The 16,604-nt window shown below is 70.1% G+C and carries 16 protein-coding genes and 2 pseudogenes; 10 read left to right on the top strand and 8 right to left on the bottom strand.

Annotated elements, in window-relative coordinates; translation table 11 throughout:
- Positions 1-103 precede the first annotated feature (103 nt).
- Positions 104-2,650 (top strand): ABC transporter ATP-binding protein/permease, encoded by a 2,547-nt coding sequence (locus tag HDA41_RS08725; RefSeq protein ID WP_184982250.1) that lies wholly within the window; start codon positions 104-106, stop codon positions 2,648-2,650.
- Positions 2,651-2,754: 104 nt separating this feature from the next.
- On the opposite strand, the gene HDA41_RS08720 is transcribed toward HDA41_RS08725, so the two are convergent.
- On the bottom strand, positions 2,755-3,483 hold the full coding sequence (locus HDA41_RS08720; protein WP_184982248.1) for a transglycosylase SLT domain-containing protein: 729 nt from the start codon (positions 3,481-3,483) through the stop codon (positions 2,755-2,757).
- A gap of 861 nt (positions 3,484-4,344) precedes the next feature.
- Between HDA41_RS08720 and HDA41_RS42670 the strand changes: the two are divergent.
- A pseudogene (locus tag HDA41_RS42670) lies at positions 4,345-4,737 on the top strand (hypothetical protein); the annotation flags it as partial.
- A 134-nt stretch (positions 4,738-4,871) separates the two neighbouring features.
- Positions 4,872-5,405 carry a hypothetical protein gene (locus tag HDA41_RS08715; RefSeq protein WP_184993261.1) on the top strand — a complete coding sequence of 178 codons (534 nt, stop codon included), beginning with the start codon at positions 4,872-4,874 and terminating at the stop codon, positions 5,403-5,405.
- Between the two features lie 115 nt (positions 5,406-5,520).
- Here HDA41_RS08715 and HDA41_RS41110 read toward each other — a convergent pair.
- The 3 genes and pseudogenes from HDA41_RS41110 to HDA41_RS08705 all read right to left on the bottom strand — a co-directional run.
- Positions 5,521-5,722 (bottom strand): annotated as a pseudogene (locus HDA41_RS41110) (IS630 family transposase); the annotation flags it as partial.
- Positions 5,723-5,776: 54 nt separating this feature from the next.
- Complete coding sequence (locus HDA41_RS08710) at positions 5,777-6,811, bottom strand: S-adenosylmethionine:tRNA ribosyltransferase-isomerase (protein WP_184982246.1); 1,035 nt, start codon at positions 6,809-6,811, stop codon at positions 5,777-5,779.
- Complete coding sequence (locus HDA41_RS08705) at positions 6,808-7,506, bottom strand: SDR family NAD(P)-dependent oxidoreductase (RefSeq protein WP_184982244.1); 699 nt, start codon at positions 7,504-7,506, stop codon at positions 6,808-6,810. The genes HDA41_RS08710 and HDA41_RS08705 overlap by 4 nt, the downstream gene beginning before the upstream one ends.
- A gap of 236 nt (positions 7,507-7,742) precedes the next feature.
- On the opposite strand from HDA41_RS08705, the gene HDA41_RS08700 reads away from it, so the two are divergent.
- The 3 genes from HDA41_RS08700 (at position 7,743) to HDA41_RS08690 (ending at position 9,921) form a co-directional block, all read left to right on the top strand.
- Positions 7,743-8,888, top strand: a complete 1,146-nt coding sequence (locus tag HDA41_RS08700; RefSeq protein ID WP_184982243.1) for a GAF domain-containing sensor histidine kinase — start codon at positions 7,743-7,745, stop codon at positions 8,886-8,888.
- Positions 8,881-9,522, top strand: coding sequence for a response regulator (locus HDA41_RS08695; protein ID WP_184982242.1), 642 nt, complete (start codon positions 8,881-8,883; stop codon positions 9,520-9,522). The genes HDA41_RS08700 and HDA41_RS08695 overlap by 8 nt, the downstream gene beginning before the upstream one ends.
- A gap of 156 nt (positions 9,523-9,678) precedes the next feature.
- On the top strand, positions 9,679-9,921 hold the full coding sequence (locus HDA41_RS08690; RefSeq protein ID WP_086847493.1) for a chaplin: 243 nt from the start codon (positions 9,679-9,681) through the stop codon (positions 9,919-9,921).
- A 225-nt stretch (positions 9,922-10,146) separates the two neighbouring features.
- On the opposite strand, the gene HDA41_RS08685 is transcribed toward HDA41_RS08690, so the two are convergent.
- Positions 10,147-10,932: an Rv1486c family protein gene (locus HDA41_RS08685; protein ID WP_184982241.1), complete on the bottom strand. Its 786-nt coding sequence runs from the start codon at positions 10,930-10,932 to the stop codon at positions 10,147-10,149.
- Positions 10,933-11,093: 161 nt separating this feature from the next.
- On the opposite strand from HDA41_RS08685, the gene HDA41_RS08680 reads away from it, so the two are divergent.
- The 3 genes from HDA41_RS08680 to HDA41_RS08670 all read left to right on the top strand — a co-directional run bounded on the left by HDA41_RS08680 (position 11,094) and on the right by HDA41_RS08670 (position 13,509).
- Entirely contained in the window at positions 11,094-11,891 is a 798-nt protein-coding gene (locus tag HDA41_RS08680) for an ABC transporter ATP-binding protein (RefSeq protein WP_020272309.1), read from the top strand.
- A 94-nt stretch (positions 11,892-11,985) separates the two neighbouring features.
- Positions 11,986-12,417, top strand: coding sequence for an NfeD family protein (locus HDA41_RS08675; protein WP_184982240.1), 432 nt, complete (start codon positions 11,986-11,988; stop codon positions 12,415-12,417).
- A 132-nt stretch (positions 12,418-12,549) separates the two neighbouring features.
- Positions 12,550-13,509, top strand: a complete 960-nt coding sequence (locus tag HDA41_RS08670) for an SPFH domain-containing protein (RefSeq protein ID WP_184982239.1) — start codon at positions 12,550-12,552, stop codon at positions 13,507-13,509.
- A 57-nt stretch (positions 13,510-13,566) separates the two neighbouring features.
- Here HDA41_RS08670 and HDA41_RS08665 read toward each other — a convergent pair whose 3' ends face one another.
- From HDA41_RS08665 to HDA41_RS08655, 3 genes are all read right to left on the bottom strand, one after another.
- Entirely contained in the window at positions 13,567-14,073 is a 507-nt protein-coding gene (locus tag HDA41_RS08665) for an HNH endonuclease (protein WP_184982237.1), read from the bottom strand.
- Positions 14,074-14,283: 210 nt separating this feature from the next.
- Positions 14,284-14,823, bottom strand: a complete 540-nt coding sequence (locus tag HDA41_RS08660; protein WP_184982235.1) for a YbhB/YbcL family Raf kinase inhibitor-like protein — start codon at positions 14,821-14,823, stop codon at positions 14,284-14,286.
- 52 nt (positions 14,824-14,875) lie between these two features.
- Entirely contained in the window at positions 14,876-15,658 is a 783-nt protein-coding gene (locus HDA41_RS08655; protein WP_184982233.1) for a sporulation protein, read from the bottom strand.
- Positions 15,659-15,804: 146 nt separating this feature from the next.
- Between HDA41_RS08655 and HDA41_RS08650 the strand changes: the two genes are divergently transcribed.
- Positions 15,805-16,455, top strand: coding sequence for a DNA-3-methyladenine glycosylase (locus HDA41_RS08650; RefSeq protein ID WP_184982231.1), 651 nt, complete (start codon positions 15,805-15,807; stop codon positions 16,453-16,455).
- Positions 16,456-16,604: the final 149 nt, after the last annotated feature.

Genomic DNA, 16,604 nt, shown 5'->3' with positions numbered 1-16,604 from the left:
TTTCGGTCAGGCGGCCGCTCCTGAAATAGTTCCCCCCGATGTTCGACATCCCTAGACTCCCCATGTCGGGGGTAAATCGGGGGACAACTCAGTGGGGCATGGAGTGCCGGAACTCGTACTGGAATCAAACGGACGTACCTGGACGCTCGATCCGTCCAGGTCATACACCCTCGGACGTGATCCGCAGGGGGACGTCGTCTTCGACGACGCCAGGGTCTCCTGGCGTCACGCCACGGTCAGCTTCAACGGCCGCAGTTGGGTCATCGAGGACCATGGCAGCACCAACGGCACGTTCGTGCAGGGGCAGCGGATCCATCACGTGGAACTCGGCCCCGGTTCAGCTGTGCACCTGGGCAACGCGACCGACGGGCCGCGCCTGAACCTCTCGGGCGCCGCCGCCTCCGTCGCCACGCCGCAGGCCCAGCCCCAGCAGCAGCCGTACGCCGCGCAGGGTGCGAACCCGGGCTGGGCCCAGCAGGCCCCGCACCAGCAGGCGCCCCACCAGCAGCCCCAGGCCCCGCAGCAGCAGGCCCAGGCCGGCTGGCAGCAGCCACAGCAGCAGCCCGCGGCACACGTCCCGCAGCAGCAGAGCCCCGGCGGCGTCGCGGGGGCGCCGCCGGTCTACGGCGACCGCAGCCCGACCACGTTCCACCAGTTCTCCCTCGGCCGCGTGATGCGCATCGGCCGTGCCCTGGACAACGAGCTGGTCGTCTCCGACCTCCAGGTCTCCCGGCACCACGCCGAGTTCCACTCGACGCCCGACGGCCGCATGGAGATCCGCGACCTGGGCTCGCACAACGGCACGTACGTCAACGGCCAGCCGATTCCCAAGGGCGGCACACAGCTGCTCGGGCCGGCCGACGTCGTCGGCGTCGGCCACTCGACGTTCCGGATCGTCGGCGACCGGCTGGAGGAGTTCGTCGACACCGGTGAGGTGTCCTTCTCCGCCCGCCACCTGACCGTCACGGTCGACGGCGGCAAGCAGATCCTCAAGGACGTCTCCTTCGGCGTCCCGGAGAAGTCGCTGATCGCGGTGATCGGCCCGTCCGGCTCCGGCAAGTCCACGCTGCTCAAGGCGCTCACCGGCTACCGCCCGGCCGACCAGGGCGAGGTCCTCTACGACAACCGCAACCTCTACAAGCAGTTCGCCGAGCTGCGCCAGCGCATCGGTCTGGTCCCGCAGGACGACATCCTGCACAAGGAACTGACCGTCAAGAAGGCCCTCAAGTACGCGGCCAAGCTCCGCTTCCCGGCCGACACCACGGCCGCCGAGCGCGACGCCCGTATCGACGAGGTGCTGCGCGAGCTGAAGCTGGACATCCACAAGGAGAAGAAGGTCACCTCCCTCTCCGGTGGCCAGCGCAAGCGCGTCTCCGTGGCCCTGGAGCTGCTCACCAAGCCGTCGCTGATCTTCCTGGACGAGCCGACCTCCGGCCTCGACCCGGGCATGGACCGCGACGTCATGCAGCTGCTGCGCGGCCTGGCGGACGACGGCCGTACGGTCCTCGTCGTCACCCACTCCGTGGCGGAGCTGGCGCTGTGCGACAAGCTGCTGGTGATGGCGCCCGGCGGCGCGGTGGCCTACTTCGGCCCGCCGGAGGAGGCGCTGAACTTCTTCGGCTACGACACCTGGGCCGACGTCTTCTCCGCCTTCGAGAACTACCGCGACTACGACTGGGCGGGCCGCTGGAAGGGCTCGCAGCACTACCAGATGTACGCCGCGGACATCGACGCGGTGGCGCCGCAGTCCGTACAGGTTGCGCCCATGCAGGCGATGAAGCCGCCGAAGCCGCAGGGCTGGATGTCCCAGTTCGTCACGCTGGTGCGGCGCTACGTCTCGGTGATCGTGTCCGACAAGGGCTTCCTCGCCCTGATGGTGATCCTGCCGGCCGTGCTCGGCGCGGTGAGCCTGCTCATCGACGCGGACCGGGGCCTGCTGCCCAACCCGCCCAACCCCCAGACCGGCCGCATCATCCCGAACGGCACGGCCACCACGGTCCTGCTGATCCTCGCGGTCGGCGCCTGCTTCGCGGGCGCGGCGAACTCGGTCCGCGAGCTGATCAAGGAACGGGTCATCTACGAGCGGGAGCGCGCGACCGGCCTGTCGCGCTCGGCGTACCTGATGTCGAAGGTGTTCGTGCTCGGCATGATCACCGTGCTGCAGGGCCTGCTGGTCGGCGTCATCGGCTTCTCCAGCCGGGAGATCCCCGAGGAGGGCCTGGTCTTCGGCAGCGCCACGCTGCTGGAGCTGTCCGTGCCGATCATGGCCCTGGGCTTCACCTCGATGATGTTCGGCCTGATCATCTCGTCGCTGGTGAAGACCGCCGAGAAGACCATGCCGCTGCTGGTGATGTTCGCGATCATCCAGGTCGTCTTCACCGGCTGCCTGTTCACGCTGCACGGCTCGATCGGTGTCAACCAGTTCTCGTTCCTGATGCCGTCGCGCTGGGCGGTCGCCGCCTCCGGCGCCACGCTGGACTTCAACAAGATCAGCCCGCCCGAGACGGCCGGCGACACCGACCCGCTGTGGGAGCACACGGCCGCCGCCTGGGCCATGGACATGGGCGCGCTCCTCGCCCTCGGCGTGATCTGCGGCTTCTTCGTGGCCCGCTTCCTGCGCCGCCACGAGCCCGAGGTCATGCGCAAGTAGTCGTGCGCGAGCAGTCACGCTTCACGACGCCCGAAGGGCGGCACTCCGTCAGGGGAGTGCCGCCCTTCGGCGTTCGGTCCAGCGAGCAGAGGTCCGCGCCGGCCTCAGTACGCGCCGAAGACGTTGTCCATGGAGCCGTACTTGTCGGCCGCGTAGTTGCAGGCGGCGGTGATGTTGGCGACCGGGTTGTAGATGTCCCAGGAGGTGCCGGGGACGTGGTAGGCCTTGAAGGTCGGCGGGATGACCTGGAGCAGGCCCTTCGACGGGACGCCGTTGATGGCGTTGATGTCCCAGTTGTTGATCGCCTTCGGGTTACCCGAGGACTCCCGGATGATGTTGCGCTTGATGCCGTCGTAGGAGCCGGGGATGCCGTGCTTCTTCATGACGTCGAGCGACTCGCGGATCCAGCCGTCGAGGTTGTTCGGGTAGGTCTTCGCGGCGGCCTTCTTGACCTGGGCGCGCTTGGCGTCCCGGCTCGCGGCCTCCTTGGCCTTGCGCGCGGCCTCGGCCTTCTTCTTCGCCGCCTCGGCGGCGGCCTTCTTCTTGGCGGCGGCAGCGGCGTCGGCCTTCTTCTTCGCCGCGATCTGCTCCGCCTTCACCGTGGCACCGGCCATCTGGTCGGTGACGCTGGCCTTGACGTCCTTGATCTGCTCGGTGCTGAACGCCACCGCAGCCGGCTGAGCGGCCTCGGTCGTGGTCTTGGTCGACGCACCGCTCGGCACCGCGGAGAGACCGATGGCGGCGGCGCCGAGGGTGGCGACACCCGCCATGGCGATCTTGTGGTGACGGGTCAGGGTACGACTACGGCCACGGCTGAAGATGTTCTTGGGCATGGTGGTGTGGACCTCTTCGAATAGCGCGGGAGTCGCTCGGCGTCCGGCGTTGGACTCGGTGTGTTTCCGACACGAACGCCGCGGAGGTGAACCCACGGCGCTGAGCGACGAGAGCAATTCTTAGCGGCCGCAAAATAGCGTGGCAAAGGTGTGACGTACGATGCCCGATAGTGGATCAGGGAGGGGCAAATCGGTGCAGACTGGACTGTATGCGCCGCTCAAAAGGTGGGGCTTTGTCTCCTACGCCCTTTCGTACGTGACGTGGGTCCTATGCGCGGGCTCACATCGGCAGGGACGCGGTCTCACCGCTGGTTGCACAAGCGATGCTCAGCGTGAGGAACCTGCCACGGCGCTTGAGCGTGTTTGGGGTGCCAGGAGCTCCGGCTGGGGGACTTCATCGGTCGAAGCACGACCGACGGCACCCACGGTCTTGGGTCAAAGTCCGGAGATACGCGCGACCGCACGGCCCTGCTCGGTGGCCCGCTCGTACAACTCCGCCTCGCTCGGTTACGCAACTCGCTCTCGCCCGGGCTGTGCCGACTGCCGGGTGCGGACGATGTACGGGCCGTCTCTCTGCTCTGGGACAAGCTGTGCCGGTCTGGGTTCGCATTCAACGGCTGGTGAGCGCTCGCTGTGTCAATCTCCGCTGGGTCTGAACCTGACTGAGAAGTGATGGCCGGCCGCGTGAGATGCACTGATCGAGCCCTGGTCGAAGGCTTTCGGTCAGTGTGACCCCGGAGAGTGACGACGGAGCGGGTAATTCCCCCCTGTTTGGTGGGGGCGGGTTATCCCACCGTCTCCGCATTCGCCCAGTGGAAGCGGTCGGGCTGACTCCGGCCCGCATGAGACAGACGCGATCCACCCGGCGGCGTCCTCGCCATCGCCCTCGACCAGGTCGGCGCATGGCTCGCTCCGCTGCCCGTCGACGCCCTGCACGGCATCGGACCCCGCCAGGCCGACGCCTTGCGCGACTACGGCATCCCCAGCGTCGGCTTGGTCGCCGCCGTCCCGGCCGCCACCGTGCAGCGCCTGCTGGGCGGCCGCGCCGGACGCCTGGCCACCGACCGGGCCCGCGGCATCGACCCCCGCCCCGCCGTCCCCCGCTCCCTGCCCGAGTCCGTGACCGTACGCCGATCTGCGCGCCGTGGACTGCCAGCTGATGGACGCCGCCGGTCTCCAGCGCGGCCGGCTGACCGGGATCGCGCTCAGGGCGAGGACCTCGTCGACGCCGGCCAGGTCGCCCAGCAGATCGCCGGACGGTTGGATAACCCGGCTTGTGCGGCGATTGAGCCCTCCTCAGGTCCTCCCTCAGCGGGTGCGTCCTCATCCGCAGGGCGGATACGGTCCGCCGTAGCGGACGAAGCGTGGCTGCCATGTCCAGGGCCAGCATGTACGTCATGACGACAGCGACCGCCCCTCACCCCGCCTCAACACCTGCGCCTGCCTGGGCTCGCCGCGCCGCCCACGCCATCGCTCTGTGTGCCGTCCCGTCCGGCCTGTGGCGCATCGCCATGGCGTCCGGTGTCCATGTGGGCTACAGCGACCAGGTGCTGCGCGACGTCTTCGACATCCCCGGCTGGGGCATCGCATACGTCGTCGGCCTCTCCGTCCTCACCGAGCTGGCCGCTCTGTTTCCGCTGTTGCTGGTCAGCGACCGGTGGAGGCCGCTGCACCCCAGGGTCCTCGCCCCGCTGGCCTGGTCCGCCTCGGGCGTCCTGGTCCTGGTGGCACTGTGGCAACTCGTGGTCGCTTTCACCGCCGAGAGCCAGACGTACATGTCGAGCGGTACGGCACAGACCGTCTGGGGCTTCGCTTTCGCCCCGCTGTTCGCCATCCCGGCCTTGATGACCTCGGTGACCTGGTCGTACGCAAAGCGGCACCGGGCACGGGGGACAAAGGCATACTCCCTACCACGTCCGTGACATCGGCTGACCCTGTCCCACCGCCTCCCGGCCCGACAAGCGTGGCCCATGGCTGAGCTGCCCAGTGATCGTTTCCGGGCCACCGGGTTGAGCGGTCAGGCTGCGGCGGCGAGGGGCGTCGGCCCCAGCGGATGCCTTTCTCGCTGCTGATGCGGATGCGGATGCGGATGCGGGCGCATTGCGCTGGGCGGAGAGCATGTCGGGATGGCGGGATTGGCGTTGCGCCGGCGTAGGTAGCGGTGCAGGGCCTGCGTCTGCGCGGTGTGGCTGCGGTGGTGGGAGTTGGCCAGGGTGAACTGCCGCAGCGGGCCGAAGTGGCCGACCGGCGCGTCGATGAGGCAAAGAGGACCGAAGGTCCGCCACAGCCCTTTCTACGGCAGGACGAGGTGCACGTCCCCGAACTCGTGCCACAGGTAGCGGCCCTGGAGCGCAGCGTCGTAGCCCTGCTCGATCGCCTCCCGCCCGGCGACCGCCTCCAGCATCAGCAGATGCGAGGCCTCCGGCTCGTGCAGCCCGGTCAGCAGCCCGTCCACCACCCGCACCCCGCGCTGCGGGGTGACGACGAGATCCGTCCATCCCGCACGCGCGCGTACGACCCCGTCGGCGCCCACCGCCGACTCCACGGCCCGCACCGCCGTCGTCCCGACCGCCACGACCCGGCCTCCACCGGCCTTCGCGGCGTTGATCAGCCGCGCCGACGCCTCGGGCACCGCGAAGCGCTCCGGATACGGCGGCTCGTGCACCTCCGCCGACGCCACGCCCGTGTGCAGCGTGACCGGCGCGAACTGCACCCCCCGGCTCACCAGCTCCGCCACCAACCGCGCCGTGAAGGGCCGCGCCGCACTCGGCATCTCCGCACTGCCCGACCCGTCCGGAGACGGCACCGCGAACACCGTCTGGTAGACGGACAGCGGCTGGTCCCGCTCCGTATAGGCGTAGCGAATGGGCCGCCCGTGCTCCCGTAGCAGCCCCGGCACGTCAGGCCCGGCGACCCGCGCCCACCACAGCCGCCCGCTCAGCGGCTCCTCCAGAACCAGCGCCCCGCCTCCCGGCAGGCACACCTGCGTACCCGCGGGCCCACCCGCACGCGCGCGCGTGGTGCCCCGCCCGTCGGGCTCCCGCAGCTCCACCGCCCAGCGGCCGTCGTCCCCGCGCGTGGAGAAATGCACCACCACGCGCGCGTGCCCGATCCACCCGTCCACGGCCGCCGCCAGCGTGGCCGAGGTGTTGACCACGAGCAGATCCCCGGCCCGCAACAGCCGCGGCAGCTCCCGGAACGTGTGATGCGCCGCCTCGACACCCCGGGACACCAGCATCCGCACGGCGTCCCGGTCCAGCCCGGGCTCCCGCTGCTCGACCGGCACCCGGGCCGACAACTCCTCCGGTATCCGCACGGCCGGCGTCATCGGACCCCGTTCACCAGAGCCGGAGCCCCGTACCGCCCGCTCGCCGGCCGCTCGTCCAGCAGCCGCAGGAACCCCGGCACGACCGTCGTCGGCGCCGGTCGCGGATCGTGATCGTCCGGTGCGGCCGCCGCGTACAGGTCCGTGGCCATGTCCCCGGGATCCACCGCCCAGACCCGCAGCCCCGGCTCCTCCACGGCGAGCACCGCCACCAGCTGGTCCAGCGCCGCCTTCGACGCCCCGTAACCGCCCCACGTCTCGTACGCCTCGGCGGCCGCGTCCGAACTGACCGTCACGACGCTGCCCGCCCGCGAGGCCCGCAGCAGCGGCAGCGCCTCCTGGACCAGGCCCAGCCCCGCCACCAGGTTCACCTCCAGCGCCCGCCGCAGCCCCTCCAGGGGCAGCTCCTCCAGCCGCACCAGCGGCTCGGCGCCCAGCGCGCTCGCGTTGTGCACCAGCAGGTCGACGCCGCCGAGCCGCCACGCCGCCGACACCAGGGCCGCACGGTGCGTGGCGTCCGTGACGTCCCCGGGCAGGGCGGTCACGCGCGTGCCGTGCGCGGAGACGGCCTCTGCCGCGTCCGTCAGGGCCTCGGCGCCCCTGGCATCGAGCACCAGATCCCAGCCCCGCCCGGCCAGGGCCTCCGCGAGCGCCCGGCCCAGGCCCTTCGAGGCCCCCGTGATGATCGCAACCGGCATGATCCGCTCCCTCGTCGTGATCGTGTGCACTCAACGTAGGAACGGGACCCCCCGGACCGCCTCGGACGCGGGCCGCAGACCACCGGGTCCCTTCGCCCTACGCCCCCGGCCCGGCGCCCCCGGTCCTACGCCATGCCGGCCGGCCCCATCCGCCCCGCGACCTAGGCCCACCGGACCGGGCGCCCGCCGCCACCGGCCCGATCCGCGCTGTCACAGCCCGCCGGTACCGTGAGGACATGAGCCACGGTCCACGGTCCGGCCTCGCCGCGGTGAGTTCCGCGTTGCTGGCCATGAGCAGACATCTCGAGGTGCGCGACGTCCTCAAGACGATCGTCGCCTCGGCTCGCGAGCTGCTCGACGCGCAGTACGCCGCGCTCGGCGTCCCCGACGACCACGGCGGCTTCGCCCAGTTCGTCGTCGACGGCGTCAGTGAGGAGCAGTGGAAGGCCATCGGCCCGCTCCCGCGCCAGCACGGCATCCTGGCCGCGATGCTGCACGAGGCCAGGGCCGAGCGCCTCGCCGACGTCCGCAAGGACCCCCGTTTCGAGGGCTGGCCGAGCGCCCACCCCGACCTGGTCGACTTCCTCGGCCTGCCGATCCGCGACGGCGACGAGGTCATCGGCGCGCTGTTCCTCGCCAACAAGAACTGCCCGAAGTCCGAAGGCAGTTGCGGCTTCACCGAGGACGACGAGGAACTGCTCGGCATCCTCGCCCAGCACGCGGCGATCGCCCTCACCAACGCCCGCCTCTACGAACGCAGCCGCGAACTCACCATCGCCGAGGAGCGCTCCCGCCTCGCCCACGAACTGCACGACGCGGTCAGCCAGAAGCTCTTCTCCCTCCGCCTGACCGCCCAGGCAGCGGCCCGCCTGGTGGACCGGGACCCCTCCCGCGCCAAGGGCGAACTCCAGCAGGTGGCGGCCCTCGCCGCCGAGGCCGCCGACGAACTGCGCGCCGCCGTCGTCGAGTTGCGCCCCGCCGCCCTCGACGAGGACGGCCTCGTGGCCACCCTCCGCACGCAGGTCCAGGTCCTCGACCGCGCCCACTCCGCCCACGTCACCTTCGCCGGCCGCGGTGTGAAGGCCCTGCCCGCCTCCCAGGAGGAAGCCCTCCTGCGCGTCGCCCAGGAGGCCCTGCACAACGCCCTGCGCCACTCCGGCGCCGACCACGTGGACGTGACCCTGGACCGCCGTGGCAGCGGAGCCGTCCTGCGCGTCACGGACGACGGCAGCGGCTTCGACCCGATGGCGGTCCGCCGCGCGGGGCGCCATCTGGGCCTGGTCTCGATGCGGGACCGGGCGAGCGGGGCCGGCGGCACGCTGACCGTGGAATCGGCGCCCGGCAAGGGCACCACGATCGAGATGGAGGTCCCCGGTGGCTGACGCAATCAAGGTGCTGCTCGTCGACGACCACCAGGTCGTCCGCCGGGGCCTGCGCACGTTCCTCGAAGTGCAGGACGACATCGAGGTCGTGGGCGAGGCGGCGGACGGCGCCGAAGGAGTCGACCGCGCGGAGGAACTGCGGCCCGACGTCATCCTCATGGACGTCAAGATGCCGGGCATGGACGGCGTCGACGCCCTGCGCAGACTCCGCGAACTGGACAACCCCGCGCGCGTGCTGATCGTCACCAGCTTCACCGAGCAGCGCACGGTGGTCCCCGCCCTGCGCGCGGGCGCCGCCGGCTACGTCTACAAGGACGTCGACCCCGACGCCCTCGCCGGAGCCATCCGCTCCGTCCACGCCGGGCACATCCTCCTCCAGCCGGAGGTCGCTGACGCACTGCTGTCCCAGGAGGAGGTCAACTCGGGTCCGGGGCGGGCCGGTTCGCTCACCGAGCGGGAGCGCGAGGTGCTCGGACTGATAGCGGACGGCCGCTCCAACCGGGAGATCGCCCGCGCCCTCGTCCTCTCCGAGAAGACCGTCAAGACCCACGTCTCGAACATCCTGATGAAACTCGACCTGTCCGACCGAACGCAGGCCGCCCTGTGGGCCGTTCGCCATGGCGTGACAGGCTGACACGCTCATCCCACGGCAACACGGAGGGTTCCGTTCCGGACTGAGATTCATACCGTCGTGGGAATGTCCCCCATATGGCGCATCCTCAGTGGATCTCCGCCGTTCTCCAGTGCGTGCTGCGGCGCCTGCCGCGGCAATCGCAAGGAGGGCTCAGAAGTGAAGAACCTGAAGAAGGCCGCTGCCGTGACGATGGTGACCGGTGGCCTGCTGGCCGCGGGCGCGGGCATCGCCTCCGCCACCAGCGCGCACGCCGACGGCCAGGCCGTGGGCTCCCCGGGCGTCGGCTCGGGCAACGTCGTCCAGGCCCCGGTGCACGTCCCGGTCAACGTGTCCGGCAACAGCGTGAACGTCGTGGGCGTCCTGAACCCCGCCTTCGGCAACCTCGCCGTCAACCACTGACACCCCACCTCCGTCTCCGAGCCGGAGGTGACCCCGGCCTCCCAGCAACGCCTGGGAGGCCGGTCCGGTCTGCTTAGCTGCGGGCAGTCGTGCCGCTGGGGGCGGCACGGGTGGGCGATGGGGGCCCCTGCTCGAGCGAAGCCGAGAGCTTGGGGGAGGCACCCCGCAGCGCCGGGCTGCGCACCCACCCGCCCTCAGCACCAACGCCGAGCGCCAACCCCCCCGTCACCGCACCCCCCGCTCCCGCTCCTCCACAACGGAGTTGTACGCCGCGACCTGCGCCCGCCGAGCCGTCCGCTCCACCGGCCGCAACGCCTCCCTCCGCGCAGAGATCTCAGACGCGCTCACCGCACCACCGTGCCCACTCTCCGTCGCCACAGCGATGAGCGTCCCCACCCGCTGCGCCAGCTCCAGCACCCGCACCGCCCGCGACGGATACCCGGGCGCCAGCACCTCCCGCCCCCGCTCGGCCCGCGCCCGATACGCATCGACCGCCGCCTCCGCCACCGGCCCCGCCCCGGCCACATCCAGCCGCGTCAGCGCTTCGGTCGCGTCCCTGAGCGCCTCCGCCAGCTCCCGCTCCGCCTCACCCAGCGACGGCACATCCGCCGGCGGTGCCTCCCGCACGGGCAGCACATGCCACACCACCTCGACCTGCACCCCCTCAGGCCCGGCCTCGTACACGTCCGGCACCAACCCGAGGGCGGCCCCGTAACAGACCACCGCCTCCTCGGCCTCCAGGGCCCGCGCGTTGAACTCCGGCGGCCCGCTCAGCCCCAGCGGATGCCCCGGCGCGGGCAGCGCCACCCGCAGTCCGGTCGCCCCGAGCCTCCGCAGCCGCCCCAGCGCGAGCGTCAGCCCGACCTGGCCCGGCTCACCCGGCAACCCCTCCACCCGGTGCACAGCGTCCTCACCGACGATGGCGAGTACAGCGTCATCCGGAGAGACAAGTCCGGCCAAAAGGGCATTTCCCCAAGCTGCGAGACGTCCTGCGCGCGGTTCCGTGAGCATGTCCCCACCCTAGGACCCTCCAAGGACCGGACCGAGGGAATGTCCGGGGGGACCGGTGGCGTAGATTTCATGGAGGGCTGCGCCCACCGGCGCGGCGGACCGAGCCACAGGCTTACGCGACAGCCGAGACCGGCCACACTGCAAGGGGAGACAACGCGCTCATGAGCGATGTTCTGGAGCTTCAGGACGTATCTGTGGTCCGCGAGGGCCGGGCTCTGGTGGACCAGGTCTCCTGGTCGGTCAAGGAGGGCGAGCGCTGGGTCATCCTGGGCCCGAACGGCGCCGGCAAGACCACTCTCCTCAACCTCGCTTCCACCTACCTCTTCCCCAGCTCGGGCACCGCCGCCATCCTCGGCGAGACCCTCGGCCGGCCCGGCACCGACGTCTTCGAGCTGCGCCCGCGCATCGGCATGGCCGGCATCGCCATGGCCGACAAGCTCCCCAAGCGCCAGACGGTCCTGGAGACGGTGCTGACCGCCGCGTACGGCATGACCGCCACCTGGCACGAGGACTACGAGGAGATCGACGAACAGCGCGCCCGCGCCTTCCTCGACCGCCTCGGCATGAGTGAGTACCTGGAGCGCAAGTTCGGCACGCTCTCCGAGGGCGAGCGCAAGCGCACCCTCATCGCCCGCGCCCTGATGACCGACCCCGAACTGCTGCTCCTCGACGAGCCCGCCGCCGGCCTCGACCTCGGCGGCCGCGAGGACCTCGTCCGCCGCCTCGGCCGGCTCGCCCGCGACCCGATCGCCCCCTCGATGCTCATGGTCACCCACCATGTCGAGGAGATCCCCCCGGGCTTCACCCACGTCCTCATGATCCGCCAGGGCAAGGTCCTCGCCGCGGGCCCGATGGAGCTCGAACTCACCTCTCGCAACCTCTCCCTCTGCTTCGGCCTCCCGCTCGTCGTCGAACAGGCGGGCGAGCGTTGGACGGCACAGGGCCTCCCGCTGTCCTGATCCAGCCCGGCGCCGCCAAATCCCAAAGTAAGAACGGCATTTCACACGCTGGGTGCCCTGTCGGTGACGGGGCCGTCGGACCTACCATGACCATGTGGAAATCGACGCATGGCTGTGGTGGCTGATCGGCGCGACAGCGCTCGGCATCGCGCTCGTGGTCACCGCGATGCCCGAACTCGGCATGCTCGCGGTGGGCGCCATCGGCGCCGCGGTCGTCAGCGGCGTCTTCGGCGGCGGAGCCGTCGCCCAGGTCGTCGTCTTCGCCGTCATCTCGACCGCGGGCATCGCCGTCGTACGGCCCATCGCGAACCGACATCGCGCCCAGCGACCCCAATTCGCCACCGGCGTGGACGCGTTGAAGGGCAGACAAGCCGTCGTCCTGGAACGCGTCGATGCCTCCGGCGGCCGGATCAAGCTGGCCGGAGAGGTCTGGTCGGCCCGCGCCCTCGACACCGACCGCGCTTACGAAATAGGCCAGGAAGTGGACGTCGTGGACATCGAGGGAGCCACTGCGATCGTCATGTGACCTCGCAGGACGTAACTGGAGTGAACTCCTCGCCAGCTACGCGACGGTCTGACAGACTCGACCAGCAAGATCTTCGACAACCATAAGATCTGCCGAAGGCGCCGAAGCGGAGAAGGGATACGGGGAACGACGATGGAACCGGTCATCATCGTCCTGATCATTCTGGTGGTGTTGGTCTTCATCGCCCTGATCAAGACGATCCAAGTCATCCCACAGGCCAGCGCGGCCATCGTCGAGCGCTTCGGCCGCTACACGCGGACCCTGAACGCCGGCCTCAACATCGTCGTCCCGTTCATCGACACCATCCGCAACCGCATCGACCTGCGCGAACAGGTCGTGCCCTTCCCGCCGCAGCCGGTGATCACCCAGGACAACCTGGTCGTCAACATCGACACGGTCATCTACTACCAGGTGACCGACGCCCGCGCCGCGACGTACGAAGTCGCCAGCTACATCCAGGCGATCGAGCAGCTCACCGTCACCACGCTCCGCAACATCATCGGTGGCATGGACCTGGAGCGGACCCTGACCTCCCGCGAGGAGATCAACGCGGCCCTGCGCGGCGTCCTCGACGAGGCCACCGGCAAGTGGGGCATCCGCGTCAACCGCGTCGAACTCAAGGCGATCGAGCCGCCCACCTCCATCCAGGACTCGATGGAGAAGCAGATGCGCGCCGACCGCGACAAGCGCGCCGCGATCCTCCAGGCCGAAGGTGTCCGGCAGTCCGAGATCCTGCGCGCCGAAGGCGAGAAGCAGTCCCAGATCCTGCGCGCCGAAGGTGAGGCCAAGGCGGCCGCCCTGCGCGCCGAGGGTGAGGCCCAGGCCGTCCGTACGGTCTTCGAGGCCATCCACGCCGGCGACCCGGACCAGAAACTCCTCTCCTACCAGTACCTCCAGATGCTCCCCAAGATCGCCGAAGGCGACGCCAACAAGCTCTGGATCGTGCCCAGCGAAATCGGCGACGCCCTCAAGGGCCTGTCCGGCGCCATGGGCAACTTCGGTGGCCTGGGAGGCGGTTCCGGCGGCAACTCAGGCGCGTCCGGCAGCGGCGTCCCCGCCCAGGAGCGCCGCGAGAAGCCGTCCATCGACTGACCGATACACACGAAGGGGGCCCGCTTCCCAGGGAAGCGGGCCCCCTTCGCACGATTGCTAGGCCGCGGGCTGCGCCAGCCACTGCGGCAGCGCGTCGAAGTCGTCCTGCCCCAGCGCCAGCAGCATCGCGTCCGCCGGAGTCGGCTCGAACGGTTGCCGCAGCAGCGGCATCCCCGCCTCTTCCGGAGTCCGGTTCGCCTTGCGGTGGTTGTCCTGCGCGCACGAGGCCACGGTGTTCAGCCAGGTGTCCTGACCGCCCTGCGACCGCGGCACCACGTGGTCGACGGTCGTCGCCCGTCTCCCGCAGTACGCGCACCGGTGCCGGTCCCGGACCAGCACACCCCGCCTCGACCACGGCGCTCGTCTTCGGAAAGGCACCCGTACGAACTGGCAGAGCCTGATCACCCGGGGCGCGGGTATGTCGACCGCGGCTCCCCGCATCCGCAGTTCGGGGTGGGCCTGCTCGACGACGGCCTTGTCCTGAAGCACCAGAACGACGGCTCGGTTCAGCGTCACCGTCGACAGCGGCTCGAAGCTCGCGTTGAGTACCAGCGTGTCCCGCATACCAGCCCACCTCCCGTGTGCACCGGCCCACCCCCTGGCGGGCTGGGACCAACTCTGGCCGGGCACGCCGAGATGGACAACGCAATATCTGCTGCTCCCACGGGGGGTGACCCCCGCGGCCCCCGGCAACAAAAATGCCCGCTCCTGATCAATTCCAAGACCAGGAGCGGGCAAACGTTCCGTGAACGCCGGGATCGCAGGGCGGTTCACTCAGCCTTCGGCGGGCACCTCGTACTCACCGATCAGCTGGGCTCGCCCGATCGTGTGGAACCGCAGGTTGAAGCCCACGACGGCCGGCGAAGCCTCCGCGTCCGGACCGAGCTTCTCCTGGTCCACGGCGTACACCGTGAACACGTACCGGTGCGGCCCGTCCCCGGGCGGCGGCGCGGCACCGCCGAACTCCTTGCCGCCGTAGTCGTTACGAGCGTGGATCGCGCCCTCGGGCAGACCCTCGAACTTGCCGCTGCCCGCGCCCGCCGGCAGCTCGGTCACCGACGCCGGGATGTCGAACAGCACCCAGTGCCAGAACCCGCTGCCCGTCGGGGCATCGGGGTCGTAGCAGGTCACGGCGAAGCTCCTGGTCTCGGGCGGGAAGCCCTCCCACCGCAGCTGCGGCGACGTGTTGCCGGCCGCGTAGACCTGAGCGTCCTGGAGCGTCGCACCCTCCTCGATGTCCTTGCTCGTCACCGTGAACGACGGCACGGGCGGATGGAAGTCGTGGGGGAGCGGCCGCCGCTTGAGCTCGGTCACCTCGGTACCTCCTGATCGGTTCTTGCAGTTGATCCCGAGCCTAGGCCCTCTGCTAGAACCAGTTGCGCTTGCTGCCGACCTCGGAGAGCCACTGGTTGATGTACGCCGTCCAGTCCGTGCCCTGGTAGTCGTTGAGCCCCACCTGGAACGAGCGGAAGGTGTCGCTGCCCTCGCCGAAGAGCCCCGGCTTCTTGTCCATCTCGAGCACCACGTCCATGGCGTGCTCGTCGGCCACGAAGCTCAGTTCGACCTGGTTCAGCCCCCGGTACTGCTGCGGCGGGTAGAACTCGATCTCCTGGTAGAACGGCAGCTTCTGCCGCGTACCGCGGATGACACCGCGCTCCATGTCCGCGTTCTTGAACCGGAAGCCAAGCTGGATGAACGCGTCCAGGATCGCCTTCTGCGCCGGCAGTGGGTGCACGTTGATCGGGTCCAGGTCACCGGAGTCCACCGCCCGCGCGATCTCCAGCTCCGTGGAGACCCCGATGTGCATCGAGCGCAGCTCCTGCCCGTCGATCGTCGTGATCGGCGTCTCCCACGGGATCTCCAGCCCGAACTGCACCGCGTGCACCGCGTTCGCCTGGAGCTCGAACGCCCCGCCCAGCCGGGACTTCGTGAATTCGATGTCCTGCTTGTACTCCTGGTCGCCGCTCTCCACCTCGACCTTGGCCTGGAGCCCGACCGAGAGCCCCTCGATCTGCTGGTTCACGGACCCGCCCTGGATCCGCACCTCACCCTGGACGACACCGCCCGGGACGACGTTGACCTCGTGCAGCACCGTCTCGACCGAAGCCCCGCCGGCCCCCAGGCTCGCGAGCAGCTTCTTGAACGCCATGTCTCTCCCTCTCGCCCACTACGGGTGGATCCTTGATCCCTACAAACGCGAACCGGCCGTGGCCGGTTCCATGCCCTCACCCTGGCAAGACCGGTGCCCTGAGGCCAGCCCGCCGCACCCACCCGTCTCCAGTACCCTCGGAGGGCATGATCGCGACCCCCGACCGTACGCCCCTGCCCAGGGAGTTCTTCGACCGGCCCGTCCTCGATGTAGCCCCCGACCTCCTCGGCCGCATCCTGGTACGCACCACCCCGGACGGTCCGATCGCCCTCCGCCTCACGGAGGTCGAGGCCTACGACGGTGCCGACGACCCCGGCTCCCACGCCTATCGCGGCCGCACAGCCCGCAACGGCGTGATGTTCGGTCCCCCCGGACACGTGTACGTCTACTTCACCTACGGCATGTGGTTCTGCATGAACCTGGTGTGCGGCCCCGAGGGCAAGGCGAGCGCGGTCCTGCTCCGCGCCGGCGAGATCATCGAAGGCGCCGAGCTGGCCCGCACCCGTCGGCTCTCGGCCCGCAACGACAAGGAACTGGCCAAAGGCCCGGCCCGCCTGGCCACGGCCCTGGGCGTGGACCGCTCCCTGGACGGCACGGACGCCTGCACCTCGGACGCCACCCCCCTGAAGATCCTCACGGGCACGCCCGTACCTCGTGACCAGGTACGCAACGGCCCGCGTACCGGAATCGCGGGCGAAGGGGGCAACGGCGACATCCACCCCTGGCGCTTCTGGATCGCCAACGACCCGACCGTGAGCCCCTATCGAGCCCATGTCCCGAGGCGCCGCCGAAGTTGACGCGTCCGCGCAAGGTGCGTAATGTAGCCCGAGCCGCTTGACCCGGGTACGGCATTCGCCAGCAGCCGGAAGCGGCCAACCCACTACCTAGCTACTCCCCTCAGCAGGGGTGAATTCGGTGTGCTCGCATGCCTGAATTCAGCGCCGAC

Origin of the sequence: Streptomyces caelestis (genome assembly GCF_014205255.1) — a bacterium.
Classification (GTDB): domain Bacteria; phylum Actinomycetota; class Actinomycetes; order Streptomycetales; family Streptomycetaceae; genus Streptomyces; species Streptomyces caelestis.
This window is presented reverse-complemented; position numbering and strand designations above follow the sequence as displayed.

Bases quoted from the DNA above. Each gene is read 5' to 3' on its own strand.
- HDA41_RS08655 (WP_184982233.1), bottom strand. From the start codon at position 15,658: ATGGCGTTCAAGAAGCTGCTCGCGAGCCTGGGGGCCGGCGGGGCTTCG.
- HDA41_RS08650 (WP_184982231.1), top strand. From the start codon at position 15,805: ATGATCGCGACCCCCGACCGTACGCCCCTGCCCAGGGAGTTCTTCGAC.
- HDA41_RS08680 (WP_020272309.1), top strand. From the start codon at position 11,094: ATGAGCGATGTTCTGGAGCTTCAGGACGTATCTGTGGTCCGCGAGGGC.
- HDA41_RS08710 (WP_184982246.1), bottom strand. From the start codon at position 6,811: ATGACGCCGGCCGTGCGGATACCGGAGGAGTTGTCGGCCCGGGTGCCG.
- HDA41_RS08715 (WP_184993261.1), top strand. From the start codon at position 4,872: ATGTACGTCATGACGACAGCGACCGCCCCTCACCCCGCCTCAACACCT.
- HDA41_RS08700 (WP_184982243.1), top strand. From the start codon at position 7,743: ATGAGCCACGGTCCACGGTCCGGCCTCGCCGCGGTGAGTTCCGCGTTG.
- HDA41_RS08720 (WP_184982248.1), bottom strand. From the start codon at position 3,483: ATGCCCAAGAACATCTTCAGCCGTGGCCGTAGTCGTACCCTGACCCGT.
- HDA41_RS08665 (WP_184982237.1), bottom strand. From the start codon at position 14,073: ATGCGGGACACGCTGGTACTCAACGCGAGCTTCGAGCCGCTGTCGACG.
- HDA41_RS08685 (WP_184982241.1), bottom strand. From the start codon at position 10,932: ATGCTCACGGAACCGCGCGCAGGACGTCTCGCAGCTTGGGGAAATGCC.
- HDA41_RS08670 (WP_184982239.1), top strand. From the start codon at position 12,550: ATGGAACCGGTCATCATCGTCCTGATCATTCTGGTGGTGTTGGTCTTC.
- HDA41_RS08705 (WP_184982244.1), bottom strand. From the start codon at position 7,506: ATGCCGGTTGCGATCATCACGGGGGCCTCGAAGGGCCTGGGCCGGGCG.